This window comes from Roseomonas nitratireducens (assembly GCF_017813355.1).
Lineage (GTDB): Bacteria > Pseudomonadota > Alphaproteobacteria > Acetobacterales > Acetobacteraceae > Neoroseomonas > Neoroseomonas nitratireducens.
Genome location: NZ_JAGIYZ010000002.1, coordinates 207,916 through 226,741, shown reverse-complemented (window position 1 = coordinate 226,741; position 18,826 = coordinate 207,916). Strand labels below are relative to the sequence as shown.

At 73.0% G+C, this 18,826-nt stretch carries 22 protein-coding genes; 7 read left to right on the top strand and 15 right to left on the bottom strand.

All coding sequences use genetic code 11. The annotated features are described in order from the left end of the window. The first annotated feature begins 4 nt into the window (after positions 1-4). Entirely contained in the window at positions 5-934 is a 930-nt protein-coding gene (locus J5Y09_RS03470) for a hypothetical protein (protein WP_209350344.1), read from the top strand. On the opposite strand, the gene J5Y09_RS03465 is transcribed toward J5Y09_RS03470, so the two are convergent. Further along, positions 906-1,409 (bottom strand): cupin domain-containing protein, encoded by a 504-nt coding sequence (locus J5Y09_RS03465; protein WP_209350343.1) that lies wholly within the window; start codon positions 1,407-1,409, stop codon positions 906-908. The genes J5Y09_RS03470 and J5Y09_RS03465 overlap by 29 nt on opposite strands. A 68-nt stretch (positions 1,410-1,477) precedes the next feature. On the opposite strand from J5Y09_RS03465, the gene J5Y09_RS03460 reads away from it, so the two are divergent. Then, positions 1,478-2,068 carry a cysteine dioxygenase family protein gene (locus J5Y09_RS03460; protein ID WP_209350342.1) on the top strand — a complete coding sequence of 197 codons (591 nt, stop codon included), beginning with the start codon at positions 1,478-1,480 and terminating at the stop codon, positions 2,066-2,068. A gap of 58 nt (positions 2,069-2,126) precedes the next feature. On the opposite strand, the gene J5Y09_RS03455 is transcribed toward J5Y09_RS03460, so the two are convergent. The 5 genes from J5Y09_RS03455 to J5Y09_RS03435 form a co-directional block, all read right to left on the bottom strand. Then, complete coding sequence (locus tag J5Y09_RS03455; RefSeq protein WP_342451400.1) at positions 2,127-2,924, bottom strand: CHAP domain-containing protein; 798 nt, start codon at positions 2,922-2,924, stop codon at positions 2,127-2,129. Positions 2,925-3,221: 297 nt separating this feature from the next. Further along, positions 3,222-3,572 (bottom strand): RidA family protein, encoded by a 351-nt coding sequence (locus tag J5Y09_RS03450; RefSeq protein ID WP_198377652.1) that lies wholly within the window; start codon positions 3,570-3,572, stop codon positions 3,222-3,224. A gap of 79 nt (positions 3,573-3,651) precedes the next feature. Beyond that, positions 3,652-3,858: a hypothetical protein gene (locus tag J5Y09_RS03445; RefSeq protein WP_209350340.1), complete on the bottom strand. Its 207-nt coding sequence runs from the start codon at positions 3,856-3,858 to the stop codon at positions 3,652-3,654. 44 nt (positions 3,859-3,902) lie between these two features. Then, positions 3,903-4,121 carry a hypothetical protein gene (locus tag J5Y09_RS03440; RefSeq protein WP_209350339.1) on the bottom strand — a complete coding sequence of 73 codons (219 nt, stop codon included), beginning with the start codon at positions 4,119-4,121 and terminating at the stop codon, positions 3,903-3,905. 86 nt (positions 4,122-4,207) lie between these two features. Next, positions 4,208-5,185 (bottom strand): Gfo/Idh/MocA family protein, encoded by a 978-nt coding sequence (locus tag J5Y09_RS03435; RefSeq protein ID WP_209350338.1) that lies wholly within the window; start codon positions 5,183-5,185, stop codon positions 4,208-4,210. 101 nt (positions 5,186-5,286) lie between these two features. On the opposite strand from J5Y09_RS03435, the gene J5Y09_RS03430 reads away from it, so the two are divergent. After that, entirely contained in the window at positions 5,287-5,895 is a 609-nt protein-coding gene (locus tag J5Y09_RS03430) for a hypothetical protein (RefSeq protein WP_209350337.1), read from the top strand. Positions 5,896-5,961: 66 nt separating this feature from the next. On the opposite strand, the gene J5Y09_RS03425 is transcribed toward J5Y09_RS03430, so the two are convergent. Genes J5Y09_RS03425 through J5Y09_RS03415 form a run of 3 tightly spaced genes read right to left on the bottom strand, consistent with a single transcriptional unit; the run spans position 5,962 to position 8,091 of the window. Beyond that, the gene (locus J5Y09_RS03425; protein ID WP_209350336.1) at positions 5,962-7,206 is read right to left on the bottom strand and encodes an MFS transporter; all 1,245 of its coding nucleotides are present in this window, start codon (positions 7,204-7,206) and stop codon (positions 5,962-5,964) included. A 19-nt stretch (positions 7,207-7,225) separates the two neighbouring features. After that, entirely contained in the window at positions 7,226-7,600 is a 375-nt protein-coding gene (locus tag J5Y09_RS03420; RefSeq protein ID WP_209350335.1) for a hypothetical protein, read from the bottom strand. Next, positions 7,597-8,091, bottom strand: a complete 495-nt coding sequence (locus J5Y09_RS03415; protein ID WP_245216791.1) for a hypothetical protein — start codon at positions 8,089-8,091, stop codon at positions 7,597-7,599. Before J5Y09_RS03415 ends, J5Y09_RS03420 begins: the two co-directional genes overlap by 4 nt. A 136-nt stretch (positions 8,092-8,227) precedes the next feature. Here J5Y09_RS03415 and J5Y09_RS03410 point away from each other — a divergent pair, with 136 nt between their 5' ends. From J5Y09_RS03410 to J5Y09_RS03400, 3 genes are read left to right on the top strand one after another with little or no spacing between them, the layout of a single operon-like run. Further along, a complete protein-coding gene (locus J5Y09_RS03410; protein WP_209350334.1) occupies positions 8,228-9,496 on the top strand; it encodes an amidase in 1,269 nt (422 codons plus the stop codon). Further along, the gene (locus J5Y09_RS03405) at positions 9,489-10,646 is read left to right on the top strand and encodes a glycosyltransferase family 61 protein (RefSeq protein ID WP_209350333.1); all 1,158 of its coding nucleotides are present in this window, start codon (positions 9,489-9,491) and stop codon (positions 10,644-10,646) included. The genes J5Y09_RS03410 and J5Y09_RS03405 overlap by 8 nt, the downstream gene beginning before the upstream one ends. Further along, positions 10,643-11,578, top strand: coding sequence for a glycosyltransferase 61 family protein (locus J5Y09_RS03400; RefSeq protein ID WP_209350332.1), 936 nt, complete (start codon positions 10,643-10,645; stop codon positions 11,576-11,578). Before J5Y09_RS03405 ends, J5Y09_RS03400 begins: the two co-directional genes overlap by 4 nt. A 15-nt stretch (positions 11,579-11,593) precedes the next feature. Here J5Y09_RS03400 and J5Y09_RS03395 read toward each other — a convergent pair whose 3' ends face one another. From J5Y09_RS03395 to J5Y09_RS03370, 6 genes are all read right to left on the bottom strand, one after another. Then, on the bottom strand, positions 11,594-13,237 hold the full coding sequence (locus J5Y09_RS03395; protein WP_209350331.1) for an NTP transferase domain-containing protein: 1,644 nt from the start codon (positions 13,235-13,237) through the stop codon (positions 11,594-11,596). Beyond that, a complete protein-coding gene (locus tag J5Y09_RS03390; RefSeq protein WP_209350330.1) occupies positions 13,234-13,974 on the bottom strand; it encodes an XdhC family protein in 741 nt (246 codons plus the stop codon). Before J5Y09_RS03390 ends, J5Y09_RS03395 begins: the two co-directional genes overlap by 4 nt. After that, complete coding sequence (locus J5Y09_RS03385) at positions 13,971-14,303, bottom strand: XdhC family protein (RefSeq protein ID WP_209350329.1); 333 nt, start codon at positions 14,301-14,303, stop codon at positions 13,971-13,973. Before J5Y09_RS03385 ends, J5Y09_RS03390 begins: the two co-directional genes overlap by 4 nt. Next, positions 14,300-15,559, bottom strand: coding sequence for a vWA domain-containing protein (locus J5Y09_RS03380; RefSeq protein WP_209350328.1), 1,260 nt, complete (start codon positions 15,557-15,559; stop codon positions 14,300-14,302). The genes J5Y09_RS03385 and J5Y09_RS03380 overlap by 4 nt, the downstream gene beginning before the upstream one ends. Positions 15,560-15,638: 79 nt before the next feature. Next, complete coding sequence (locus J5Y09_RS03375) at positions 15,639-16,517, bottom strand: AAA family ATPase (protein WP_209350523.1); 879 nt, start codon at positions 16,515-16,517, stop codon at positions 15,639-15,641. 2 nt (positions 16,518-16,519) lie between these two features. Then, positions 16,520-17,155, bottom strand: a complete 636-nt coding sequence (locus J5Y09_RS03370; RefSeq protein WP_342451399.1) for an SRPBCC family protein — start codon at positions 17,153-17,155, stop codon at positions 16,520-16,522. 157 nt (positions 17,156-17,312) lie between these two features. Between J5Y09_RS03370 and J5Y09_RS03365 the strand changes: the two genes are divergently transcribed. Next, on the top strand, positions 17,313-18,725 hold the full coding sequence (locus J5Y09_RS03365) for a sodium:proton antiporter (RefSeq protein WP_209350326.1): 1,413 nt from the start codon (positions 17,313-17,315) through the stop codon (positions 18,723-18,725). Positions 18,726-18,826 lie beyond the last annotated feature (101 nt).

The window sequence follows — 18,826 nt, the reverse complement described above, 5'->3', positions numbered from 1 at the left end:
GCTGTTGGTCCTGGGCACCGGTCAGGTCCTGTTCTTCTTCTCCGAGACCGTGTTCTTCGCCCATTGGCGCCCGCTCGAGGACAGCATCGGCTCCCGCCTTGTCACCTGGTTGACCTACTCGGTGCTGGGCTACCTCGTCCTGGCCGCGGTGGCGGCCGCCCGGCTGCGCAATGGCCGGGAGCTCGTGCTGGCCGGGGCCTTGTTCGGCTGGCTTGCCGAGGGCGGGATCGCCGGCACGCTGTTCGGCTACCCCTCCATGCCGTTTCCCTACACCATCGTCTGGCCGGCGCTGGCCTGGCACATGCCTGTATCCCTGCTGGCGGGCTGGTGGGCGATCGGGCTCGCCCTGCGCGCCCCGAGAGCCTGGGCGGCGCTGGGCTGGTCGGTGGCGCTCGGCGTCTTCTGGGGCGTCTGGGCCTTCTCGTGGCGCTTCAACGACCCTCCCTTGGCGATGCCTCACCCGGCCTTCGTGCAGCATGCCCTGGTCACGACGGGCGGCCTGCTGCTCGGCCATGTCTGCGTTTGGCTCGGCCGGCCCGCGTCGTTCCGGCCGCGCCGCGGCTCGGTGGTCCTGGCCGGGCTGGCTGTGGCCGCGGTGTTTTTCGGCGTGGTCGTGCCGCGCGTGCCCGCCGCGCCGCTGCTGCTGGCTGCGCTGCTGGGCCTGGTGTGGCTGCTGCTGCGCCGGGCGGGCGCGCCTGATGGGCCGGCGCCGGTGCTCCTCGCGCTGGCCGCGCCGCCGCGCCCCTGGAACCTCGCGATGCTGGTGGCGCTGCCTCTCACCGCGGCCGGGGTCTTCCACGGGATCGAAGGCCTGGGCCACGACCTCCCGACGCATCCTCTGATCGTCATACTGTCCATGGCCGGCGGCAGCGTGGCTTTCCTTGCCGTGGCGGCGCGAGGGGCGTTCACCCGGCGGGGTAGGGCCGTCCAGTGACCGGGTCCGTCGTCGGGTCGGGTGTCGCGGCGATGGCCTGCACGGCCCGTGCCCGTTCCTCCGGCGCGCCATGTAGCTGGTCGGGCGGCGCCGCGCCCTCGGGATAGGCGCCCACCACCAGCAGCGCCGCATCGGCGGCGAGGTTGCGGTGCCCGGTCCCGGCGGGCAGCACCACCACGTCGCCGGCCGACAGGTCCAGCGCGATGCCGCTCTCGCCGCCCAGCTGAACGCGGACATGGCCTTCGGCAACCGCCAGCGCCTCATGCGCGTTGGAATGGTAGTGGTGCCAGGCGTGGATGCCGCCGCGCCAGGCCGGGCGCCAGCCATGGCCGCGGAACAGCGCCTCGGCGGCCTCGGGCTGGCCGGGGGGCAGGGCGCCGCGATGCAGCAGCACCGGCAGGCGCGGATTGTTCGGCACCGACGACCCTTCGGGGAGGAAAAGCAACTCCGCGCCGTCCGTCCTGTGCTCGTGCATCGCCTGGTTTCCTTGCCGCGTGGAAAGCCCTTGCCCATGATGGTGGCGAAGGACGGGGGATCGCCACCATGACCGACATCAAGCCGTTGCGCGACTTCATCGGGGACATGACGCGGCTGGCCGACGAGGGCGCCACGGAACAGCGCTGGCTGACCGAGGGGGCGGCGCTGCTGCGCCGCCTGGTGGCGAAGGACGACTGGCTGCCTGAGGACTGCACCATCCCCGGCCCGCGCTACCGGCAGTACCTGCTGCATTGCGACCCGCTCGAACGCTTCTGCGTCGTCTCCTTCGTCTGGGGCCCGGGGCAGAAGACGCCGGTGCACAACCACACGGTCTGGGGCCTGGTGGGGATGCTGCGGGGGGAGGAGGTCTCGACCGAGATGCGCCCCGGCGCGCCCATGACGCCCGGCCAGGTGGACCGGCTGCGGGAGGGCGAGGTCGTCGCCGTCAGCGCGAACACCTACGACATCCATGTGGTCGAGAATGCGCTGCCCGACCGGGCGAGCATCTCGATCCACGTCTATGGCGGCAACATCGGCGCCATCGCGCGCAGCGTCTTCGACCCGGAGACGGGCGCGACGAAGCGCTTCGTGTCCGGCTACGACAACACCTCGGTGCCGAACCTGTGGGATCGCAGCCGGGAGATGGCGGCGGCCTGAAACGCGAAAGGGCCGCCCCGGCGATCCGGGACGGCCCTTCCAAGTGCTGGCGCGGCGATCAGCGGCGGCGCGCGGAGGCCTGCGCCACTTCCTCGAGGCCGAGGCTCGCGGCCTGCGCGGCGTTGACGCGCAGCGGCGCGCCGCCGGCGAGCATGGTGCCGCCGGTCGGGTCCGGGCGGTTGTGGATGAAGCCATAGACCGGGTAGGGCCGGCCGTAATTCTCGCTGCTGTGGCCGACCTGGACGCGGACCTGGGTCCAGTCATTGGCCGGCGAGACATCGACCACCGAGACGCCGCGCATGATCGTGCCGCGGCGGATGCCGGGGCCGCCCCAATTGGCGTGGTGGATCAGGACCTCGCGGTTGGACACGACCTGCTCGACCACGGCCACGTGGCCGGCGCGCATGCCGCCTGAACCCGGGAAGGCCATGACCGAGCCGACTTCGGGGCGGTTGCCACGGGCATAGAGGCCGGCGGCGTTGTACCACCAGTCGCGGCCATTGCCGCTGATGGCCATGCCGGTCGCCTGGCGGGCGTAGGGAACGCAGGAGATGCCGCCGCCACCGCCGCCGCCCCGGAAGGCGGTCGCGCGGCCGGAGCGCCCGACGGAGACGGTCTCGACGGCGCCGTTGCGGCCGCGCTGGACGGATCCGCGCCGCGTCGCATCCGCCTGCCGGCCGGCCGGGGCCGTCGTGGCGCGGGCTGCGGTGCGGGTGGGGGCTGCGGCGGGGCGGGCGGCGGCAGGTGCCGCGGCGGCGCGGGGCGGTTTGTTGGCCTGCCGGGCATCCGAGGTACGGGCTTCCGCGCCCTCGGACAGGAAGCCAACGCCGCCGAACAGGATCGCGAATGCGATCACCGCGCCTCTTGCCTTCATATGCCCCCAAGCCCCCTTGGTGATTCTTGCCGAGCGGGTTCACCCCTCGTCAGTGAGCACCGGGTATCAACGGGACCGGAGATGTGACAACCCGCACTCCTGTTACCGGGCGAAATCCGATGTGATTTCCCTGAATGCCGGCGCTCGCGCCGTGAGGAAGCGGATTGCTTTCCCAGGAATCGGGCAGGTTTTGGACAGGGCCACAGTGTGGTGGCCTAAAAACAACAACGCCCGGGCTCTGGGCCCGGGCGCTGAAACGCTGATGAGGAAATGATTCCCTCAGCGGCAGGCGGTGATCATGATCTCCACCAGGTGGCGGGGGTCGGCCATGTTCGCCTCGACGCAGGCGCGGGCGGGGGCCATGCCGGCCGGGACCCAGGCGGTCCAGAGCTCGTTCATCGCGCCGCGGTCGCGGATGTCCTTCAGCCAGATCTGGGCCGAGAGCATGCGCGTCTTGTCGGTGCCGTTGGACTCGAGCGCCGCGTCGATCTTGGCGAGAACCTCGGCCGTCTGGCCCTTGATGTCCTTGGAAAGATCGTCGGCGGTGATGCCCGCGAGGTAGACGAAATTGTGGTACTCGACCGAGGTCGAGAGGATCTGGTTGGTGCCCTGGCGGGTGATCTTGCTCATGCCGGCCGCTCCTTCGCGATGTGCGCCACGCGGCGCCGCCCGCTTCTAGAACAGGATTCCCCGCGCGGGAATGTCCCGCTCAGCTCTTGTCCTTGCCGGCGAGCGCCGCGCAATGCGGGCAGCCGCCCTCGGCACCCTTGCCGGTGGCGCAGCCCTTCACGTCCGCGTCGGGGCCGCAGGCCTCGGCGGCCAGCGGTTCGGCCCGCTTGGCGAAGGCCGCGCGCGTCGCGCCGGCGATCAGCAGCATGGGCAGGGCGGTGGCGGCGAGGCGGCGGGTCGTGTTCATGGCGTCATCCTGCTTGGAATCCGGCTGGGGAACGACGAAAGGCTTCACGGCGCGTCGCCCGCCCGGTGCCGGCCGCCACAGAGCGGGCAGCGGGGCGGCGCCGGGGGCAGGGCGGATTGCAGCGCCTCGCAGGCGATGAAGCGCCCGCCGGGATCGCCGCAATGGCGCGGCGCGGGCGGCAGGTCGACCTGGGTCGCGCCGCCGGGCCGGGGCGCGGCGGCGAAGGCCGGCAGAACAAGCAAGGCAACGCGGCGCGGCAGCATGGCGGCCTCCGGCATGCGAAGGCCCCCAGCATAGCCATGTCCCGACGCCGCCGGAACAACCGCCTTGGGCTACGGCGTGCGCCGCGTCACGCCACGCGATAGGTGCTGCCCGAGGCCGCCGCGCCGATCATCGCCTCATAGACCGCGACGCCATGGATCGCCTGCTCGACCGGGAGCGGATAGGCGGGCCCGCCGGCGACCGCGGCCGCGAATGCCGCAAGTTCAGCGCGTTCGATGTCGGTCTTGGGAAAATCCCGCACCCAGCCTTCGCCTTCGCGCGGGGTGTAGGAGAGCCGCTCATGGCCGTGCAGCTCGGCCACGCCATCGGTGCCGAACAGCGCGACGCGCCAGTAGCGCGGGGCATAGGCGAGCGTCGCGAAGGTCGCGGTCGCGCCGTTCTCGAAGCGCATCAGCGCCGCGGTGGTGTCGTCCAGGCCGTTGTCGATGACCTTGGCGTGCGACTGCACGGTCACCTCGGCGATCGGCCCGGCCAGGTTGATGAACATGTCCACCATGTGGATGCCCATGCCGCCCATGCCGCCGAGCGGGCTCTCGCCGCGGTCCGCGCGCCACATCCCGGGCTTGTAGGACAGCGCGCCGGGGCCGCTGAACTGCCCTTCCACATGCAGCAGCGACCCCAGCCGGCCATCGGCGAGCATCGCCTTCATCTCGGCCACGGCGGGCAGGAAGCGGCGGTTGTGGCCGAGCGCCATGACCACGCCCGCGGCGCGGCAGGCGGCGACCGCCTGTTCCGCCGATGCCTTGGTCAGTGTGAAGGGCTTCTCCACGAACACGTGCTTGCCCGCGCGCGCGGCGGCGACGACCTGCGCGGCGTGCATCCCGTGCGGGGAGGCGATGGCGACCGCCTTCACCGCCGGGTCGGCCAGCACCGCCTCGAAATCGGGCAGGATCCGCACGCCCTGCCGCGCGGCCCATTCGGCGGCACGCTCCGGCCGCCCGGTGCAGCCGGCGACGAAGCGGATGCCCGCCTCGTTGCTGCCCTGCACGCTGTCCACAAGCGTCTGGCCCCAGCGGCCCATGCCCACGATGGCAGCTTCAAGCATCAATCAAGCCCTTCGATGTTCCAGTGACGGAACCGTTTCATTGTCCGCGGCGCCGGCGCCGTCTTGAATGCACGCCGACGCCATCGATGGACCATCCTCGCATGACATCCATGATCCTGCACGACAGCCGCCTCGAAGGCCGGACCCCGCGCGGCTACGACTACACCTTCGTCGTGGACGGCGGGACGCCGCTGCGCGAGGCCATCGGGATGGTGCACGCGAATGCGACGATGCGCAGGCTCGACGTGCTGCACGTGTTCTGCCACGGCATCGAGATCCCGGCGGACATGGCGCGGGGCCTCTCGACCAACGTCCCGCATGGCGGCTTCGGCCTCGTGCTCTGCGGGGAAAACCTCGATCTGCGCAACGTGTCGCTGACCCATCGCTGGCGTGGCCTGGTGGGGCAGATCGTCATCTTCGCCTGCGCCACGGCGGCCGTTGGCCCGGGAAACCGCATGACGCGCGGGGACGGGCAGCGCTTCTGCGCCGAGCTCGCCGCCTGGACGGGCGCGGAGGTCATCGCCGGGCGGGATGTCCAGCGCTACACGCGGGGTGCCGAGACCTTCTGGACGCGGATCGGCTTTGCGCAGACCTCGCCGATCGACTTCGGCGGGTGGGAAGGCCCGGTCTATCGCTTCCGTCCGGGCGACACGCGTGGGACCGAGTTCCGCCCCCGCCCGATGAACATGGGCGCCCCGGGCGTGATCTGATCGCGGCGGCGCGCCGGTCCCGCCCGCGGCCCTGCGGCGCGGGCCCGCGCGGATCTGCCGGGCCAATCAGCGTCCCGCCGGCGGGGCCTCCAGCGCCGCGGCCATCCGCGGCAGCCGCGCGAGGCCCCAGGCGACGACCAGCAGCGACAGGGCGACGGCGACCAGGGTCGGCCAGCGCAACCCGAACACCTCCCCCGCGCCGCCGAGCAGCAGCGCGCCGAGGGCAGGGCAGGCGCGGGTGATCAGGCCCCACAGGCTCAGCACCCGACCGCGCATGGACGGGTCGGAGGCGCTCTGCGCCAGCGTCTGCACGCTGATGCCATGGACGGATCCGGCCGCGCCCATCAGCACGGCGCAGACCAGGCCGATGGCGAAGGACCCCGTCGCCGCGAAGCCCGCCGTCGCGACGCCGAGCGCGCCGACGCCGAGCACCGCCAGCCGCGTCGTGCCCGCGAGCTTGCCCCGCGCCGCGACCACCAGCCCCGCGCAGAGCGCGCCGACGCCGAACGCGGCCGTCAGCCCCGCGAGCGCGCCGGGGCCCAGGCCGAAGATGCGCTCCACATAGGGCGGCAGGATCTCCTGCACCCCGCGCAGCAGCACGGCGCCCACCGCCGAGAAGGCGAGGATCGGCCCCAGGCCCGGATGGCGCGCCGCGTAGCGCACGCCGTCGACCATCTCCCCGAACAGGGAGGCCGTCGCGGCATGGCCGCGGCGCTGGGATTCCTCGACACGCAGCATCGGCGTCGTCGCGGTGGCGACCGCATAGGCCAGCGCATTGACCGCGACCGCCGGCCAGACGCCGGCCACGGCGATCAGCGGCGCGGCCAGCGCCGGGCCGATGAAGCGCGCCACGTTGAAGGTCAGCGAATTGAGCGCCACGGCGGCCGGCAGGTCGGCGCGCGGCACCAGGCCCGGCATCAGGGATTGCCGCGCCGGCTGGGCGAAGGACGCGGCGATGCCGCCGGCCACTTCCAGCACCAGCAGCACGCCGATGGTCATCGAGCCGCTCGCGACCAGCAGTGCGATCACCGCGGCGTTCAGGCCGATCGCCGCCTGGCTCAGCATGGTCATGCGCAGCCGGTCCGCGCGATCCGCCACGGCACCGGCCAGCGGGCTGAAGATGACCGCGGGTGCCAGGTCGCAGAAGGCGACGACGCCGACCCAGAAGGCGCTTTCCGTCAGTTCCCAGGCGAGCCAGGACACCGCGATGCGGTGCATCCAAAGGCCCGTCCAGGCGGTCAGCGACGCGCCGAAGAAGATGCGCGCGTTGCGGTGCGAGAGCGCGCGCCGGAGCGTGCCGAGGGAAGCCACGGCGCGGCGGGCCGCGCCCTCAGTTCCTCCGCCCGCGCTGCGCCGCGGCGGGTTGCGCGCGGTCCTGCGGCCGCGGCCCGGCCGTGTTGGCGCGGATGCAGTCGCGGATCAGTTCTTCCCGCAGCACGCGGCGGCCATAGGCGTCCGACTGCACGCGCAGGGAAGGGATGGTGTTGGTCGCGTCCGTCGCGCCGATGTCGCGGTCGAGCCGCGAATCCTGCCCGCGCTCGCGGAAGGCGACGGCGCGCTCGGCCTCTGCCTCGCAGGCGTTGCGCAGCGCGGAGTCGTTGCCCTGCGCGGCGGCAGCGGCGGGGCGCGGCGCGGGCGGCGGCGGCGGCGCGGCGGTCTCGGCACAGGCGGCGAGAAGCAGCAGCAGGGGCGCCAGGCGGATCATGCGGACACTCCGGAAGGAATCGGACGCGACAATAGGCGCCTGAGGCCCGTTTCGTCGAACCGCGCGGCCGCGTCCAGCGGCAGGGTCGCGGCCGCGCGCAGCAGCGCCGGGTGCAGTTCCGCGCCTTCCGATCCCAGGGTGAAAAGACCGCGCATCCACTGCGCCCGCGTCATCAGCTCGATCAGCGCGAGCAGCCGCAGGCAGACCGACAGTCCCGCCACCGTGCCGAGGTCATGGACCGCGTCCACCGCCTCCGCCCAGCAGGCGGCGTCGGCGTCGGCCAGCAGCATTTCCATGGCGCTGCCATCCGCCCGGCGGAACAGCAGGCGCCGGGGCGCGCCCCAGCGCTCGGCCGCGGCCGCGGCGCGCGCGTGCTCCCAGGCGGATTCGAGCTCGCGCGGCACGACCGGCGGCAGGCTCTCGGGCGGGAGGGGGATCGCATAGGCGAGGACCCCGTCCGGGGCGCGCGCGACCCGGATGGGACTGGCCATGGGCGAGAGATGGCACCTGACGGCGCCGCGCGCCAGCACATCGGCATGGCGTTTTCCATCCGGATACGGCATGACATGGCACCGCAACAATTCGCGTCCGCTTGACCGCGGGCGAGGTCCGCAGCGTCATGACGGCATGACCGACATCCCCGACCTGACCGCCACCGAGGCCCGCGCCGCGATCGCCGCCGGCCGCCTTTCCCCCGCCGCCCTGATGGAGGCCTGCCTCGACCGCGTCGCGGCGCGGGAGCCCGAGGTGCGGGCCTTCGCCTGGCTCGACCCGGCGCTGGCCCGCCGTGCCGCGGCGGCGGCGAAGGACGGCCCGCTCGGCGGGATTCCCTTCGCGGTCAAGGACGTGATCGACACGGCCGACCAGCCCTCGCAATACGGCTCGCCGATCTGGGCGGGGCACCGGCCGCGCTCGGACGCCGCCTGCGTCGCCGCGGCGCGCCGCGCGGGCGCGGTGATCATCGGCAAGACGGTGACGACGGAATTCGCCACCCGCCATCCGGGACCGACCGCCAACCCGCGGAATTTGAAGCATACGCCCGGCGGGTCCTCCTCGGGGTCCGCCGCCGGCGTCGCGGCGGGCTTCTTCCCGCTCGCCTTCGGCACCCAGACGGCGGGCAGCATCGTCCGCCCGGCGGCCTATTGCGGCGTGGTCGGCTTCAAGCCGTCCTACGGCACGCTGCACCGCGCCGGCATGAAGGTGATGAGCGAGAGCCTCGACACCATCGGCGTCATGGCGCGCAGCGTCGCCGATTGCGCGCTGGCCATGTCCGCCATGACGGGCATCGACCATGGCAACCCGGCCGCCAAGGCGCCCCGCGCGCCGCGCCTCGCGCTGGTGATGGGCCCGACCGCCGACCAGGCCGCGCCCGAGACGCTCGCCCTGATGGAGCGCGTGGCCGAGGCCTGCCGCCGCGCGGGGGCCGAGGTCGTGCCGCTCGACCTTCCGGCCGCCTGCGCCGCCGCGGTCGATGCCCACCCGCATGTGATGAACATGGAATCGGCCGAGGCGATCGGCTGGGAGGTCGACCATGCCGGGGCGCAGCTGTCCCCCGTGCTGGCCGAGCGGATGGGCTGGGCCCGCACCCAGCCGGTGGCGAAGCTCGTCGAGGGCCGCATCGCCTTCGCCGCCGCCCGCGCCGCCTATGCCGACGCGCTCGCGGGCTTCGACGCGGTACTGACGCCCTCCGCGCCGGGCGAGGCGCCCGAAGGCCTCGCCTGGACGGGCGATCCCGCCTTCAACACGCTCTGGACGCTGCTGCACGTGCCCTGCGCGACGGTGCCCGCCGGGACCGGACCGCGCGGCCTGCCGCTCGGCGTGCAGGTCGCCGGGCGGATCGGCGAGGATGCGGCCACGCTCGCCTGGGCGGGCTGGGTGCAGTCGGCGCTTGGCTGACGGAGGCACGGCGCTCGACCTCGCCGCGCTGGCCGCCGCGCCGCCGATCCGGCTGGCCGAGGCCTGCCCGGCGCGGGAGGGCGGTGCCGAGGGCGCGCGGGGCGCCCTGCTGCGGGGAGAAGCCGGGACCTTCGCCATCGCACCGGCCGAACGGCTTTCGGCCACCGGCGGCCTGAAGGCGGCGCCGGCGGGCCTCGCCGCCGTGCCGCGCCTCGGCGCCCTGCTGGACCCCGCGCCCGTCGCCCCGCCGGCGATGATCCATGTGCTGGCCGATGCGCTGGTCCATACCGGGTCCTGGACCGTCTTCCTGGGCGGCCGCCCGCTGCTCGAGAGCATTCCCCCCTGGCATCGCGGCCGGGTGGCGGAGTTCCTGGCCGAGCCACGCTTCGCCCAGGGCTGGGCGGAAGGGATCGCGACGCGGGTCGATGGCCCCGTCCTGTGCATGCAGACGCCGGGCGGGCGGAACTACTGGCATTGGCACGCGGACTGCCTCGCCGCCCTGGCGCTCGGGCGGGAAGCGCTGGGGCGGGAGGTGCCGATCCTCCTGCATGTCGGCCTGCCCGCCTTCCAGGACGGAGCGCTGCGGCTGACGCCCTGGACCGGGCCGGTTCTGCGCTCGGGCGGGCTGGTGCGCTGCGCGGCGCTCGCCTGGCCGTCGCCGCTCGCCGTCTCGGTCACGCCAGGCGCCCATGCGGGCCGTGCCTTCGCCGCCATCCGCGCCGGCGTCGCCGCCGCGCCGGCGGGGCCGCGGGTCTATGTCGCCCGCTTCGACGCGCCCGGCCGCCGGGCCATCGAGAACGAGGAAGCGCTGGCCGAGGCGCTGGCCGCGGAGGGGTTCGAGGTCGTGACGCCCGGCGCGCTGCCCTACGCCGCGCAGGTGGCGCGCTTCGCCGCGGCACGGCTGATCCTCGGGGCGCATGGGGCGGGGCTGACCAATGCCGGCTTCGCCGCGCCCGGCGCGGCGCTGGTCGAACTCCACCCCGCCGGCTACGGCGTGCCGACCCATGCGCGGCTGGCCATGCTGCGCGGCCTCGCCTGGCATGGCTGGCTGATGGACCCGGTGGCGGGGCAGGGGCATGAGGCGCGCTGCCGCGTCGACATCCCCGCGCTGCTGGCGCAGTTGCGGACATGGGACCTGCTGGGGGGATGAACGACGCGCCGGACCGCCTCGGCCTCGCGGTGGTGCGCGATGCGCTGCTCGTCCCGCCGGAACCGGGGCCGACGCCGGTCTATCCCTTCGTGCTCGGCGTCTTCGACGCGGCGGGGCGGCCGGTGCCGGAAGCGGCCTGGCGGCACCGGGCGCTCGACCTCGCGACCGCGCCGCCGCGCCCGCCCGTCCGCCGCATCGCCGGGCGGCACGTCTATGGCGGGGTGCTGGTGCCGCATTTCGGGCATGGGCTGATCGAGGGGCTGGCGCGCGCCTGGCACCTGCGCACCGCGCCGGACACGCCGGTGCTGTGGCACCGTCAGGGGCCGGGCGTCTCCCGCGACATGGCGACGCTGCTCGGCTTCGCGGGCCTCGCCGCGCCCGATGGCAGCGTCCTCGACGAGCCGGTGACGGTGGAGGAGCTGGTCGTGCCGCGGCAGGGCTGCGTCTTCGGCGGCTGGTTCCACCCGGCCCAGGCCGCGTCCCTCGGCATCGCGCCCTATGGCTTGGTTCAGTGGGGCAAGCGCGTCTGGCTATCGCGCAGCGCCCTGCCGGAGAGGGTCGCGCGGGTCGAGGGCGAGGCGGCGGTGGAGGCGCGCCTGGTCGATGCGGGCTGGACGATCCTGCACCCGGAGACGCTGTCGCTGCCCGGGCAGCTCGCCGCGATCGCCGGGGCGGAGCGGATCGCGGGCTTCATGGGATCGGCGCTGCACCTGCTGCTGCTGTTCGATGCCGTGCCGGCGCGCGTGTCCATCCTCAGCCGCGGGCTGCACCGCGACCTGGTGCGGACCTACGAGACCATCGCGGCGGCGAAGGGCTTCGCGCAGGAGCTCCTGCCCGTCGCCCTCGACGGCGCGCCCGCCGTGGTCGGGCCGCGCCAGTCGGTGCGCCTTGCCGACCCGGCGGCGGTCGCGGCCGCGATCCTGGCAGGCTGATCGCCGCGGCGGGCCTCAGCCGCTCCGCGGCAACCCCTTCAGCGCGTCCGTCGTGTCGAAGTCCCGCAGCACGGCGTCGTCGGCCATCTCGACCTCGACCATCCGGTCGGCATGCTTGCCGACCAAGTGGCGGGCGCCGACATCGCCGGTGATCGAGGCCATCTCGGGCAGGAACTCGCGGCTCCAGAGCATCGGGTTGCCCTGCTTGCCGCGGAAGGTCGGCATGACGATCGCGCGGCCTTCCTCCGGGTCGAAGGCGGCGATCAGCCGGTCGAGCATCGGTCCCGCCACCAGCGGCATGTCGCCCAGGCAGACGAGGAAGCCCTCCGCTTCCTCGGGCAGGGCCGCGAGTCCGGCCTTCAGCGAGGCCGACAGCCCCTCGGCATAATGCTCGGCATGGGCGAAGAGGACGGGGCGCCCCGACAGCGCTTCCTCCACCCGGTCGCGCTCATGGCCCGTCACGACGATGATCGGCCTGGCGTGGGAAGCCAGCGCGTTGTCGACGACGCGGGCGACCATCGGCACGCCCTGCTGGTCGGCGACGAGCAGCTTGTTCAGCGGCGCCATGCGGCGCGACCGCCCGGCGGCGAGAACGATCGCCGCGACGGTGCGCGCCCGGCGCGGGGCGAGCAGCGGCGCCGGCGTGCGCGGCGCCTGTTCGCGCGGCAGGGGGCGCACCTCGATCTCCTTCAGCAGCCCGCCCACGCCCATCGCCGTGATGTCCGCGCGCTTGACCTTGAGCCCGGCGAAGAGGCGTTCCAGCACCCAGTCGAAGCCGTTGAGCTTCGGGCTGCGCGCGCAGCCGGGCAGGACCAGGGCGGGGATGCCCGCGATCTCGCCCAGGCAGAGCAGGTTGCCCGGGTCGACCGGCATGCCGAAATGCGTGATCGCGCCGCCGGCGCGGATGATCGCCGCCGGCCCGACATCCCGCCGGTCCACCACGGCCGAGGCGCCGGCGATCAGCAGGATCTCCGCCCCCGCGCGCTTCAGGCGCGACAGCGCCTCGGCGACCGAGCCTTCCTCGTGGCGGACGCGCTCGACGGGCAGCATGGTGCCGTGCAGCGCCTCGACGCGCGCGGAGGTCGCCTCCACCGCGCCCTCCATCACGCTCTCCTTGATGCCGGGCAGTTCGGTCAGCACCAGGCCCACCTTCAGCGGGCGGAAGGGATGGATGGTCAACGGCGGCGCAGCCGCGCTGCGGGCCACGGCCTCGACAACCGACAGCACGCGGCCCGGCACGGCGAAGGGAATGACCTTGATGGTCGCCAGCATCTCCTTGGCCGAGACCACGGTGTGGTTCGGCAGGGTCGCGACCGTCAGGCTTTCGTCGACCGCGTTGACGGCATCGATCCGCTTCGCGTCGATCACGAGCAGGCCGGCCGTCTCGGCGAACAGGTTCACGCGCCCGGTCGCGGCGCGGGACCGGGCGATGTGCGGCGCGGTCAGCGCGACGGCGAGCCGTTCCGCCGCCTCGTCCTCCGGCACGTCGCCGGCCTCGAGGCGCGCGGTGATCACCTCCCGCTTGCCGGCATCCTTCAGCGCGGCGACCGCGGCGTCGTCGAGCACCGTGCCCTTCTTCAGGACCTTGCCCGTCAGGCGCAGCGAATGCGCGAGGATGGCGCCCTTGGCTTCCTCGAGCGGCGTGGGGCCGAAGATCATGCGCCGATCCCGATGCTGACGCGGCCCTGTTCGGGGGCGGGAAGCGGCCGCGGCTGGCCGAGTGCGGCGCCACGCCGCGCGGCGACGATCTCCGCCATCACCGACAGCGCGATCTCGGCCGCCGTCACGGCGCCGATGTCGAGCCCGACGGGGGCGTGGATGCGCGCGATCGCCGCGTCGTCGTGGCCGAGGTCCTTCAGCCGCGCGACGCGCTTGGCATGGGTGCGGCGGCTACCGAGCGCGCCGATGTAGAAGGCCTCGCTCCGCAGCGCGGCGTCGAGCGCGGGATCGTCGAGCTTCGGGTCGTGCGTCAGCGTGACCACCGCGGTGCGGATGTCGGGCTTCAGCGCGGCCATCGCCTCGTCCGGCCAGTCGGTCGAAAGGGTCACGCCGGGCAGCCTTTCCTCGGTCGCGAAGGCACGGCGCGGATCGACCACGGCCATCGAGAAGCCGAGCGGTGCGGCCATCGGCGCCATGGCCTGGGCGATGTGGACGGCGCCGACGACGATGATGCGCAGCGGCGGGTTGTGCGGATGGACGAACCAGGCCTCCCCATCCAGCATCACGGTCGCGGCTTTCTCGGCGCCCAGCGCGACGCGCGCCGCCTCGGCCAGCATCGCGGGCAGTGCTTCCTGCGGCCAGAGATGCTGCTCCCCGTCCGACAGGCGCGTCAGCAGCACGACGGGGCGCTGCGCGGCGCGTTCGGCCTGCAGCCGGGCGAGCGTCTCGGCCTTCACGTCAGCGGCTCCACGAAGACCTTCATCTTGCCGCCGCAGGACAGGCCGACCTCCCAGGCGCGCTCATCCGAGATGCCGAAGTCGAGCAAGGCGGGCTCGCCCGAGGACATCGCCTTCTTCGCCGCGTCGGCGACCGCGCCCTCGATGCAGCCGCCGGAGACCGAGCCCATCAGCCGGCCGGAGGCGGTGACCGCGAGGCGCGACCCGGCGGGGCGGGGGGAGGATCCCCAGGTCTCGACCACCGTCGCGATCGCCACCTGCTCGCCTTCCGCCTTCCAGCGGGCGGCGATCGCCAGGATGTCCTCGGATTGGATCGTGTCGGTGCTCATGCCGCCTTCCTTCCGCGCTGCGCGGCGTGCGGGTCGGACAGGGTCGCGACCAGGTCCCGCAGGCTGTTCAGGTTATGCACCGGGCGGAAATCGTCCACATGGGGCAGCATTGCCCGGATGCCTTGGGATTTGGGCTGGAAGCCCTGGAATCTCAACAGGGGGTTCAACCAGATCAGCCGCCGGCAGGATCCGCGCAGCCTTTCGGTCGCCTCGGCGAGGCCAGCGGCGCCTTCCCGGTCCAGCCCATCGGTGATGAGCAGCACCACCGCGCCCTGGCCCAGCACGCGACGTCCCCACTGCCGGTTGAACAGCGCGAGCGATTCGCCGATGCGCGTCCCGCCGGACCAGTCGGGCACGATATGCGCGATCGTCTCGAAGGCGATTTCCGGATCGCGATGCTTCAACTGGCGCGTGACGTTGGTCAGCCGCGTGCCGAACAGGAAGGCGTGCACGCGGTCGCGGTCATTCGCGACCGCATGCAGGAAGTGCAGCAGCACCTGCGCGTAGCGGGACATGCTGCCGCTGATGTCGCACAGCGCGACCAGCGGCGGCGGTCGCGTCACGCGCCGGCGCCGCGCGAGGTCCAGGATCTCGCCGCCGGTGCGCAGGCTTTCGCGCACCGTGGCGCGCAAATCCGCCACGGGCCCGAACGGGTCGGGGCGGAAACGGCGCGTGCGGCGTTCATCGAGCGGCAGCGACAGGCGGCGGATCTCCTGCTTCGCGGCCGCCACCTCCTCGGCCGACATGGCCTCGAAATCCATCTGCTGCAGGCGCTCGCGCTCGCTGACCGTGAAGGTCATGTCGTGGCGCGGGGGCGGTTCCTCGGGCGGCTTCGGCTTGGGCTTTTCCCCCTGCATCGCCTCGGCGAGGCGGCGGGACGCCGGGGGCGCCTTCTCGTCCTTCGGCTTGTTGCCGTCCATCAGCGCCATGGCGGCGGCATGCGCGGCGGCCTCGGGGTCCCGCCAGAACAGCTGGAAGGCCTGGTCGAACAGCTCGAAATGCTCCCGCCGATGCACCATCACGGCGCGCAGCGCGGCATGGACCTGGCGGCGCTCGGCGAGGTCGACCTCGGTCAGCGCCTCGAGCCCCGCGATCGCTTCCCCCGGGCCGAGCGGCAGGCCGGTGCGGCGGAGAAGACGGGTGAAGGCGAGAAGGTTGTCGGCCAGGTGGCCGCCGGGAGCGGTCGCGGCACCCGCCGCGCGGGCCTGGGCGGCGCCGATGATGCGGGAGGCGTCGCGGTCGGGGGTCAGCGCCATGGCAGGAAAGGCCGGGGGAGGGGAACCTCCCCCGGGCCCCCTCCCTTCTTTGCCTGTTGGGGGGCGGCGCCCCCGCGGGTCACGCGGCGCTCTCCGAGATAAGCCGGGCTGCCTCGGCGCCCTTCAGCTTGGCGATGTCGTCCTGGTACTTGAGCAGCACGCCGAGCGTCTCATCGACCGCGCAGGGTTCCAGTTCCTTCGCGTCGAGCGCGGCGAGCGCCTGCGCCCAGTCGATCGTCTCGGCCACGCCGGGCAGCTTGAAGTAGTCCCCGTCGCGGACCTTCTGCACGAAGGCGACGATCTGCGCGGAGAGCTTCTCCGGCAGGCCCGGCGCGCGCAGCCGCAGGATGGCGCGTTCCCGCGCCGCGTCGGGATAGTCGACCCAGTGATAGAGGCAACGCCGCCGCACCGCGTCATGCACTTCCCGCGTCCGGTTCGACGTGATGATGACGACCGGCGGCGTCGTCGCGCGCACCGTGCCGAGTTCCGGGATGCTGATCTGGAAGTCGGCCAGGATCTCCAGCAGGAAGGCCTCGAAGGGCTCGTCGGCGCGGTCGAGCTCGTCGATCAGCAGCACGGAGGGCTCGCCCTCCAGCGCCTGGAGCAGCGGGCGGGATTGCAGGAACCGGCGGTCGTAGATGCCGCGCTCCAGCGCCTCCCGGTCCGTCTCCCCCGAGGCTTCCGCGAGGCGGATCGCCATCAGCTGCCGGGCGTGGTTCCACTCATAGGCCGCGGCGGACAGGTCGAGCCCGTCATAGCATTGCAGCCGCACCAGATGCCGCGGGAGCATCTTGGCCAGCACCTTGGCGATCTCCGTCTTGCCGGTGCCGGGCTCGCCCTCGAGGAACAGGGGGCGGCCCATGCGCAGCGACAGGTGGACGGTGGTCGCGAGCGCGCGGTCGGCGACATAGCCGCCCGCGGCGAGCAGCGCCTGCGTCTCCGCGACGCTCGCGGGCATGCTCACAGGAACATCAGTGCCAGGATGACGATCCAGATCGCCCCGCCCGCCCAGGCGAGCAGCGGGATGCCGAAGGGCGCTTCCGGCAGCAGGTCGAAGATCGAGATGCCGGCGGGCCCGGCCGGGATGACGCGCGGGGCCGCCGCGGCGGGGGCGGCGGCGGGCGCGCCCTCGGCCACGGCAGGGATCTCGGCCGGCGGGGGCGGTGCGACGGCCGCGGCGAAGCGGTCGAAGAACTGGTCGGACATCTGCTTGGCCGTGCTGTCGATCAGCCGCGCGCCGAGCTGCGCCATCTTGCCGCCGACCTGCGCCTTGACCGTGTACTTCAGCACCGTCTCGGACGGGCCGACTTCCTCGAGCGCCACGTCCGCGCCGCCCTTGGCGAAGCCCATGGCGCCGCCATTGCCTTCGCCGCTGATGGTGTAGGAGGCGGGCGGGTTGACGTTCTCGAGCTTCACCTTGCCGCCGAACTTCGCGGCCATCGGCCCGATCTTGACCGAGACCTTCGCCTCGAAGGCGTCTTCGGCCGTGCGCGTGACGGAATCGCAGCCGGGGATCGCGGCGCGCAGCATCTCGGGATCGTTCAGCGCTTCCCACACCCGCTGGCGCGGGGCGGGAATGCGGCGCTCGCCGCTCATGTCCATCGGTGGGTCTCCTGTCCGGCCCGCAAACTAGGCTCGGGGAGGGGGGTGGAAAAGGGGGGCGGCCCCTTGTGGCCGGGCAAGCCATCCGGCAAGGACGCCAGGAACGGGGCTTGGGGCCGGTGCCCCTTGCATGCAGGGGGACCGAAAGACGATGCGCCGGAGCCGAGCCGTTGGTGCCTGCCTTCTCGTGGCGGGGCTGCTGGCCACCTTCCCGGGGCAGGCGGCGGCGGCGGGCGTCTCGGGCGCTGGCATGTCGCTCGCCTGGGGCATCCCCTTCGCCGGGCTGCTGCTGTCGATCGCGCTGATGCCGCTGGTCGCCGGGCATGTCTGGCACCATCACTACGGCAAGATCGCCGCGGGCTGGGGCGCGCTGCTGGTGCTGCCCTTCGCGGTGGTGTTCGGCCCGGATGTCGCCGCGGCCGAGGTCTGGCACATCCTCCTGCAGGAATACATCCCGTTCATCGCGCTGCTGCTGGCGCTGTACGTCACGGGCGGGGGCGTGCTTCTGAAGGGCACGCTGGTGGGCACGCCGGCGACGAACACGGCGCTGCTCGCCTTCGGCACGGTGATCGCGAGCATCATGGGCACGACCGGCGCATCGATGCTGCTGATCCGCCCGGTGCTGCGCGCCAACGCCTTCCGCAAGCGCAAGACGCACACCTTCGTCTTCTTCATCTTCCTGGTCAGCAACATCGGCGGCTCGCTGACGCCGCTGGGGGATCCGCCGCTCTATCTCGGCTTCCTCAAGGGCGTGTCCTTCTTCTGGACGACGACGCACATGTTCGGGGAATTCCTCGTCTGCGCGGTCATCCTGCTCGCGGTCTACTACGTGCTCGACAGCAGGGCCTGGGCGAAGGAGCAGCCGGTCATCCCCGATACCGGCGCGAAGGAGCCGCTGAGACTGGAAGGCACCGTGAACCTCGCCCTGATCGGCGCCGTGGTGCTGATGGTGCTGGCGCAGGGCTACTGGCGGCCGGGCGAGGTCGCGCTGTTCGGCGATTCCATCGGCATCGAGCGGCTGGTCGGCATCGCCGTCTTCGTCGCGATCGCCTTCGTGTCGATGCGCGTCACCTCCCCCGCGCTGCGGGAGGCGAACGGCTTCGCCTGGGGCGCGATCCTGGAGGTGGCGAAGCTGTTCGCGGCCATCTTCGTCACCATGGCACCCGTGCTCGCGATCCTGCGCGCGGGGATGGACGGGGCGGCGGCGCCGCTGGTGGCGCTCACCTCCGACCCGGCGGGCCAGCCCGTGCCCTGGGTCTACTTCTGGCTGACCGGCGCGCTGTCCTCCTTCCTCGACAACGCGCCGACCTACCTGGTGTTCTTCAACCTCGCGGGCGGCGACCCGGCCTACCTGATGACGCAGGGCGCGCTGACGCTGGCGGCGATTTCCTGCGGCGCGGTGTTCATGGGGGCCAATTCCTACATCGGCAACGCGCCGAACTTCATGGTCAAGGCGATCGTCGAGGAGAACGGGGAACGCATGCCCTCCTTCTTCGGCTATTGCGGCTGGGCGGTGGTGTTCCTCATCCCGCTGTTTATCCTGGTGACGCTGATCTTCTTCTGATGACGCGCACCGTCGGAAGGCCGCGGCCTTGCGGTTGTCTCCCATGCCGGCGGCGGCCTGCGGCAATGGCGTGCACGCCCGAATGGCGCCGGGGCTCCGCA

Coding starts and splice junctions, on each gene's coding strand:
- J5Y09_RS03465 (WP_209350343.1), bottom strand. CDS start 1,409: ATGCACGAGCACAGGACGGACGGCGCGGAGTTGCTTTTCCTCCCCGAA.
- J5Y09_RS03460 (WP_209350342.1), top strand. CDS start 1,478: ATGACCGACATCAAGCCGTTGCGCGACTTCATCGGGGACATGACGCGG.
- J5Y09_RS03450 (WP_198377652.1), bottom strand. CDS start 3,572: ATGAGCAAGATCACCCGCCAGGGCACCAACCAGATCCTCTCGACCTCG.
- J5Y09_RS03445 (WP_209350340.1), bottom strand. CDS start 3,858: ATGAACACGACCCGCCGCCTCGCCGCCACCGCCCTGCCCATGCTGCTG.
- J5Y09_RS03440 (WP_209350339.1), bottom strand. CDS start 4,121: ATGCTGCCGCGCCGCGTTGCCTTGCTTGTTCTGCCGGCCTTCGCCGCC.
- J5Y09_RS03435 (WP_209350338.1), bottom strand. CDS start 5,185: ATGCTTGAAGCTGCCATCGTGGGCATGGGCCGCTGGGGCCAGACGCTT.
- J5Y09_RS03430 (WP_209350337.1), top strand. CDS start 5,287: ATGACATCCATGATCCTGCACGACAGCCGCCTCGAAGGCCGGACCCCG.
- J5Y09_RS03420 (WP_209350335.1), bottom strand. CDS start 7,600: ATGATCCGCCTGGCGCCCCTGCTGCTGCTTCTCGCCGCCTGTGCCGAG.
- J5Y09_RS03415 (WP_245216791.1), bottom strand. CDS start 8,091: ATGGCCAGTCCCATCCGGGTCGCGCGCGCCCCGGACGGGGTCCTCGCC.
- J5Y09_RS03410 (WP_209350334.1), top strand. CDS start 8,228: ATGACCGACATCCCCGACCTGACCGCCACCGAGGCCCGCGCCGCGATC.
- J5Y09_RS03400 (WP_209350332.1), top strand. CDS start 10,643: ATGAACGACGCGCCGGACCGCCTCGGCCTCGCGGTGGTGCGCGATGCG.
- J5Y09_RS03395 (WP_209350331.1), bottom strand. CDS start 13,237: ATGATCTTCGGCCCCACGCCGCTCGAGGAAGCCAAGGGCGCCATCCTC.
- J5Y09_RS03385 (WP_209350329.1), bottom strand. CDS start 14,303: ATGAGCACCGACACGATCCAATCCGAGGACATCCTGGCGATCGCCGCC.
- J5Y09_RS03380 (WP_209350328.1), bottom strand. CDS start 15,559: ATGGCGCTGACCCCCGACCGCGACGCCTCCCGCATCATCGGCGCCGCC.
- J5Y09_RS03375 (WP_209350523.1), bottom strand. CDS start 16,517: ATGCCCGCGAGCGTCGCGGAGACGCAGGCGCTGCTCGCCGCGGGCGGC.
- J5Y09_RS03370 (WP_342451399.1), bottom strand. CDS start 17,155: ATGAGCGGCGAGCGCCGCATTCCCGCCCCGCGCCAGCGGGTGTGGGAA.
- J5Y09_RS03365 (WP_209350326.1), top strand. CDS start 17,313: ATGCGCCGGAGCCGAGCCGTTGGTGCCTGCCTTCTCGTGGCGGGGCTG.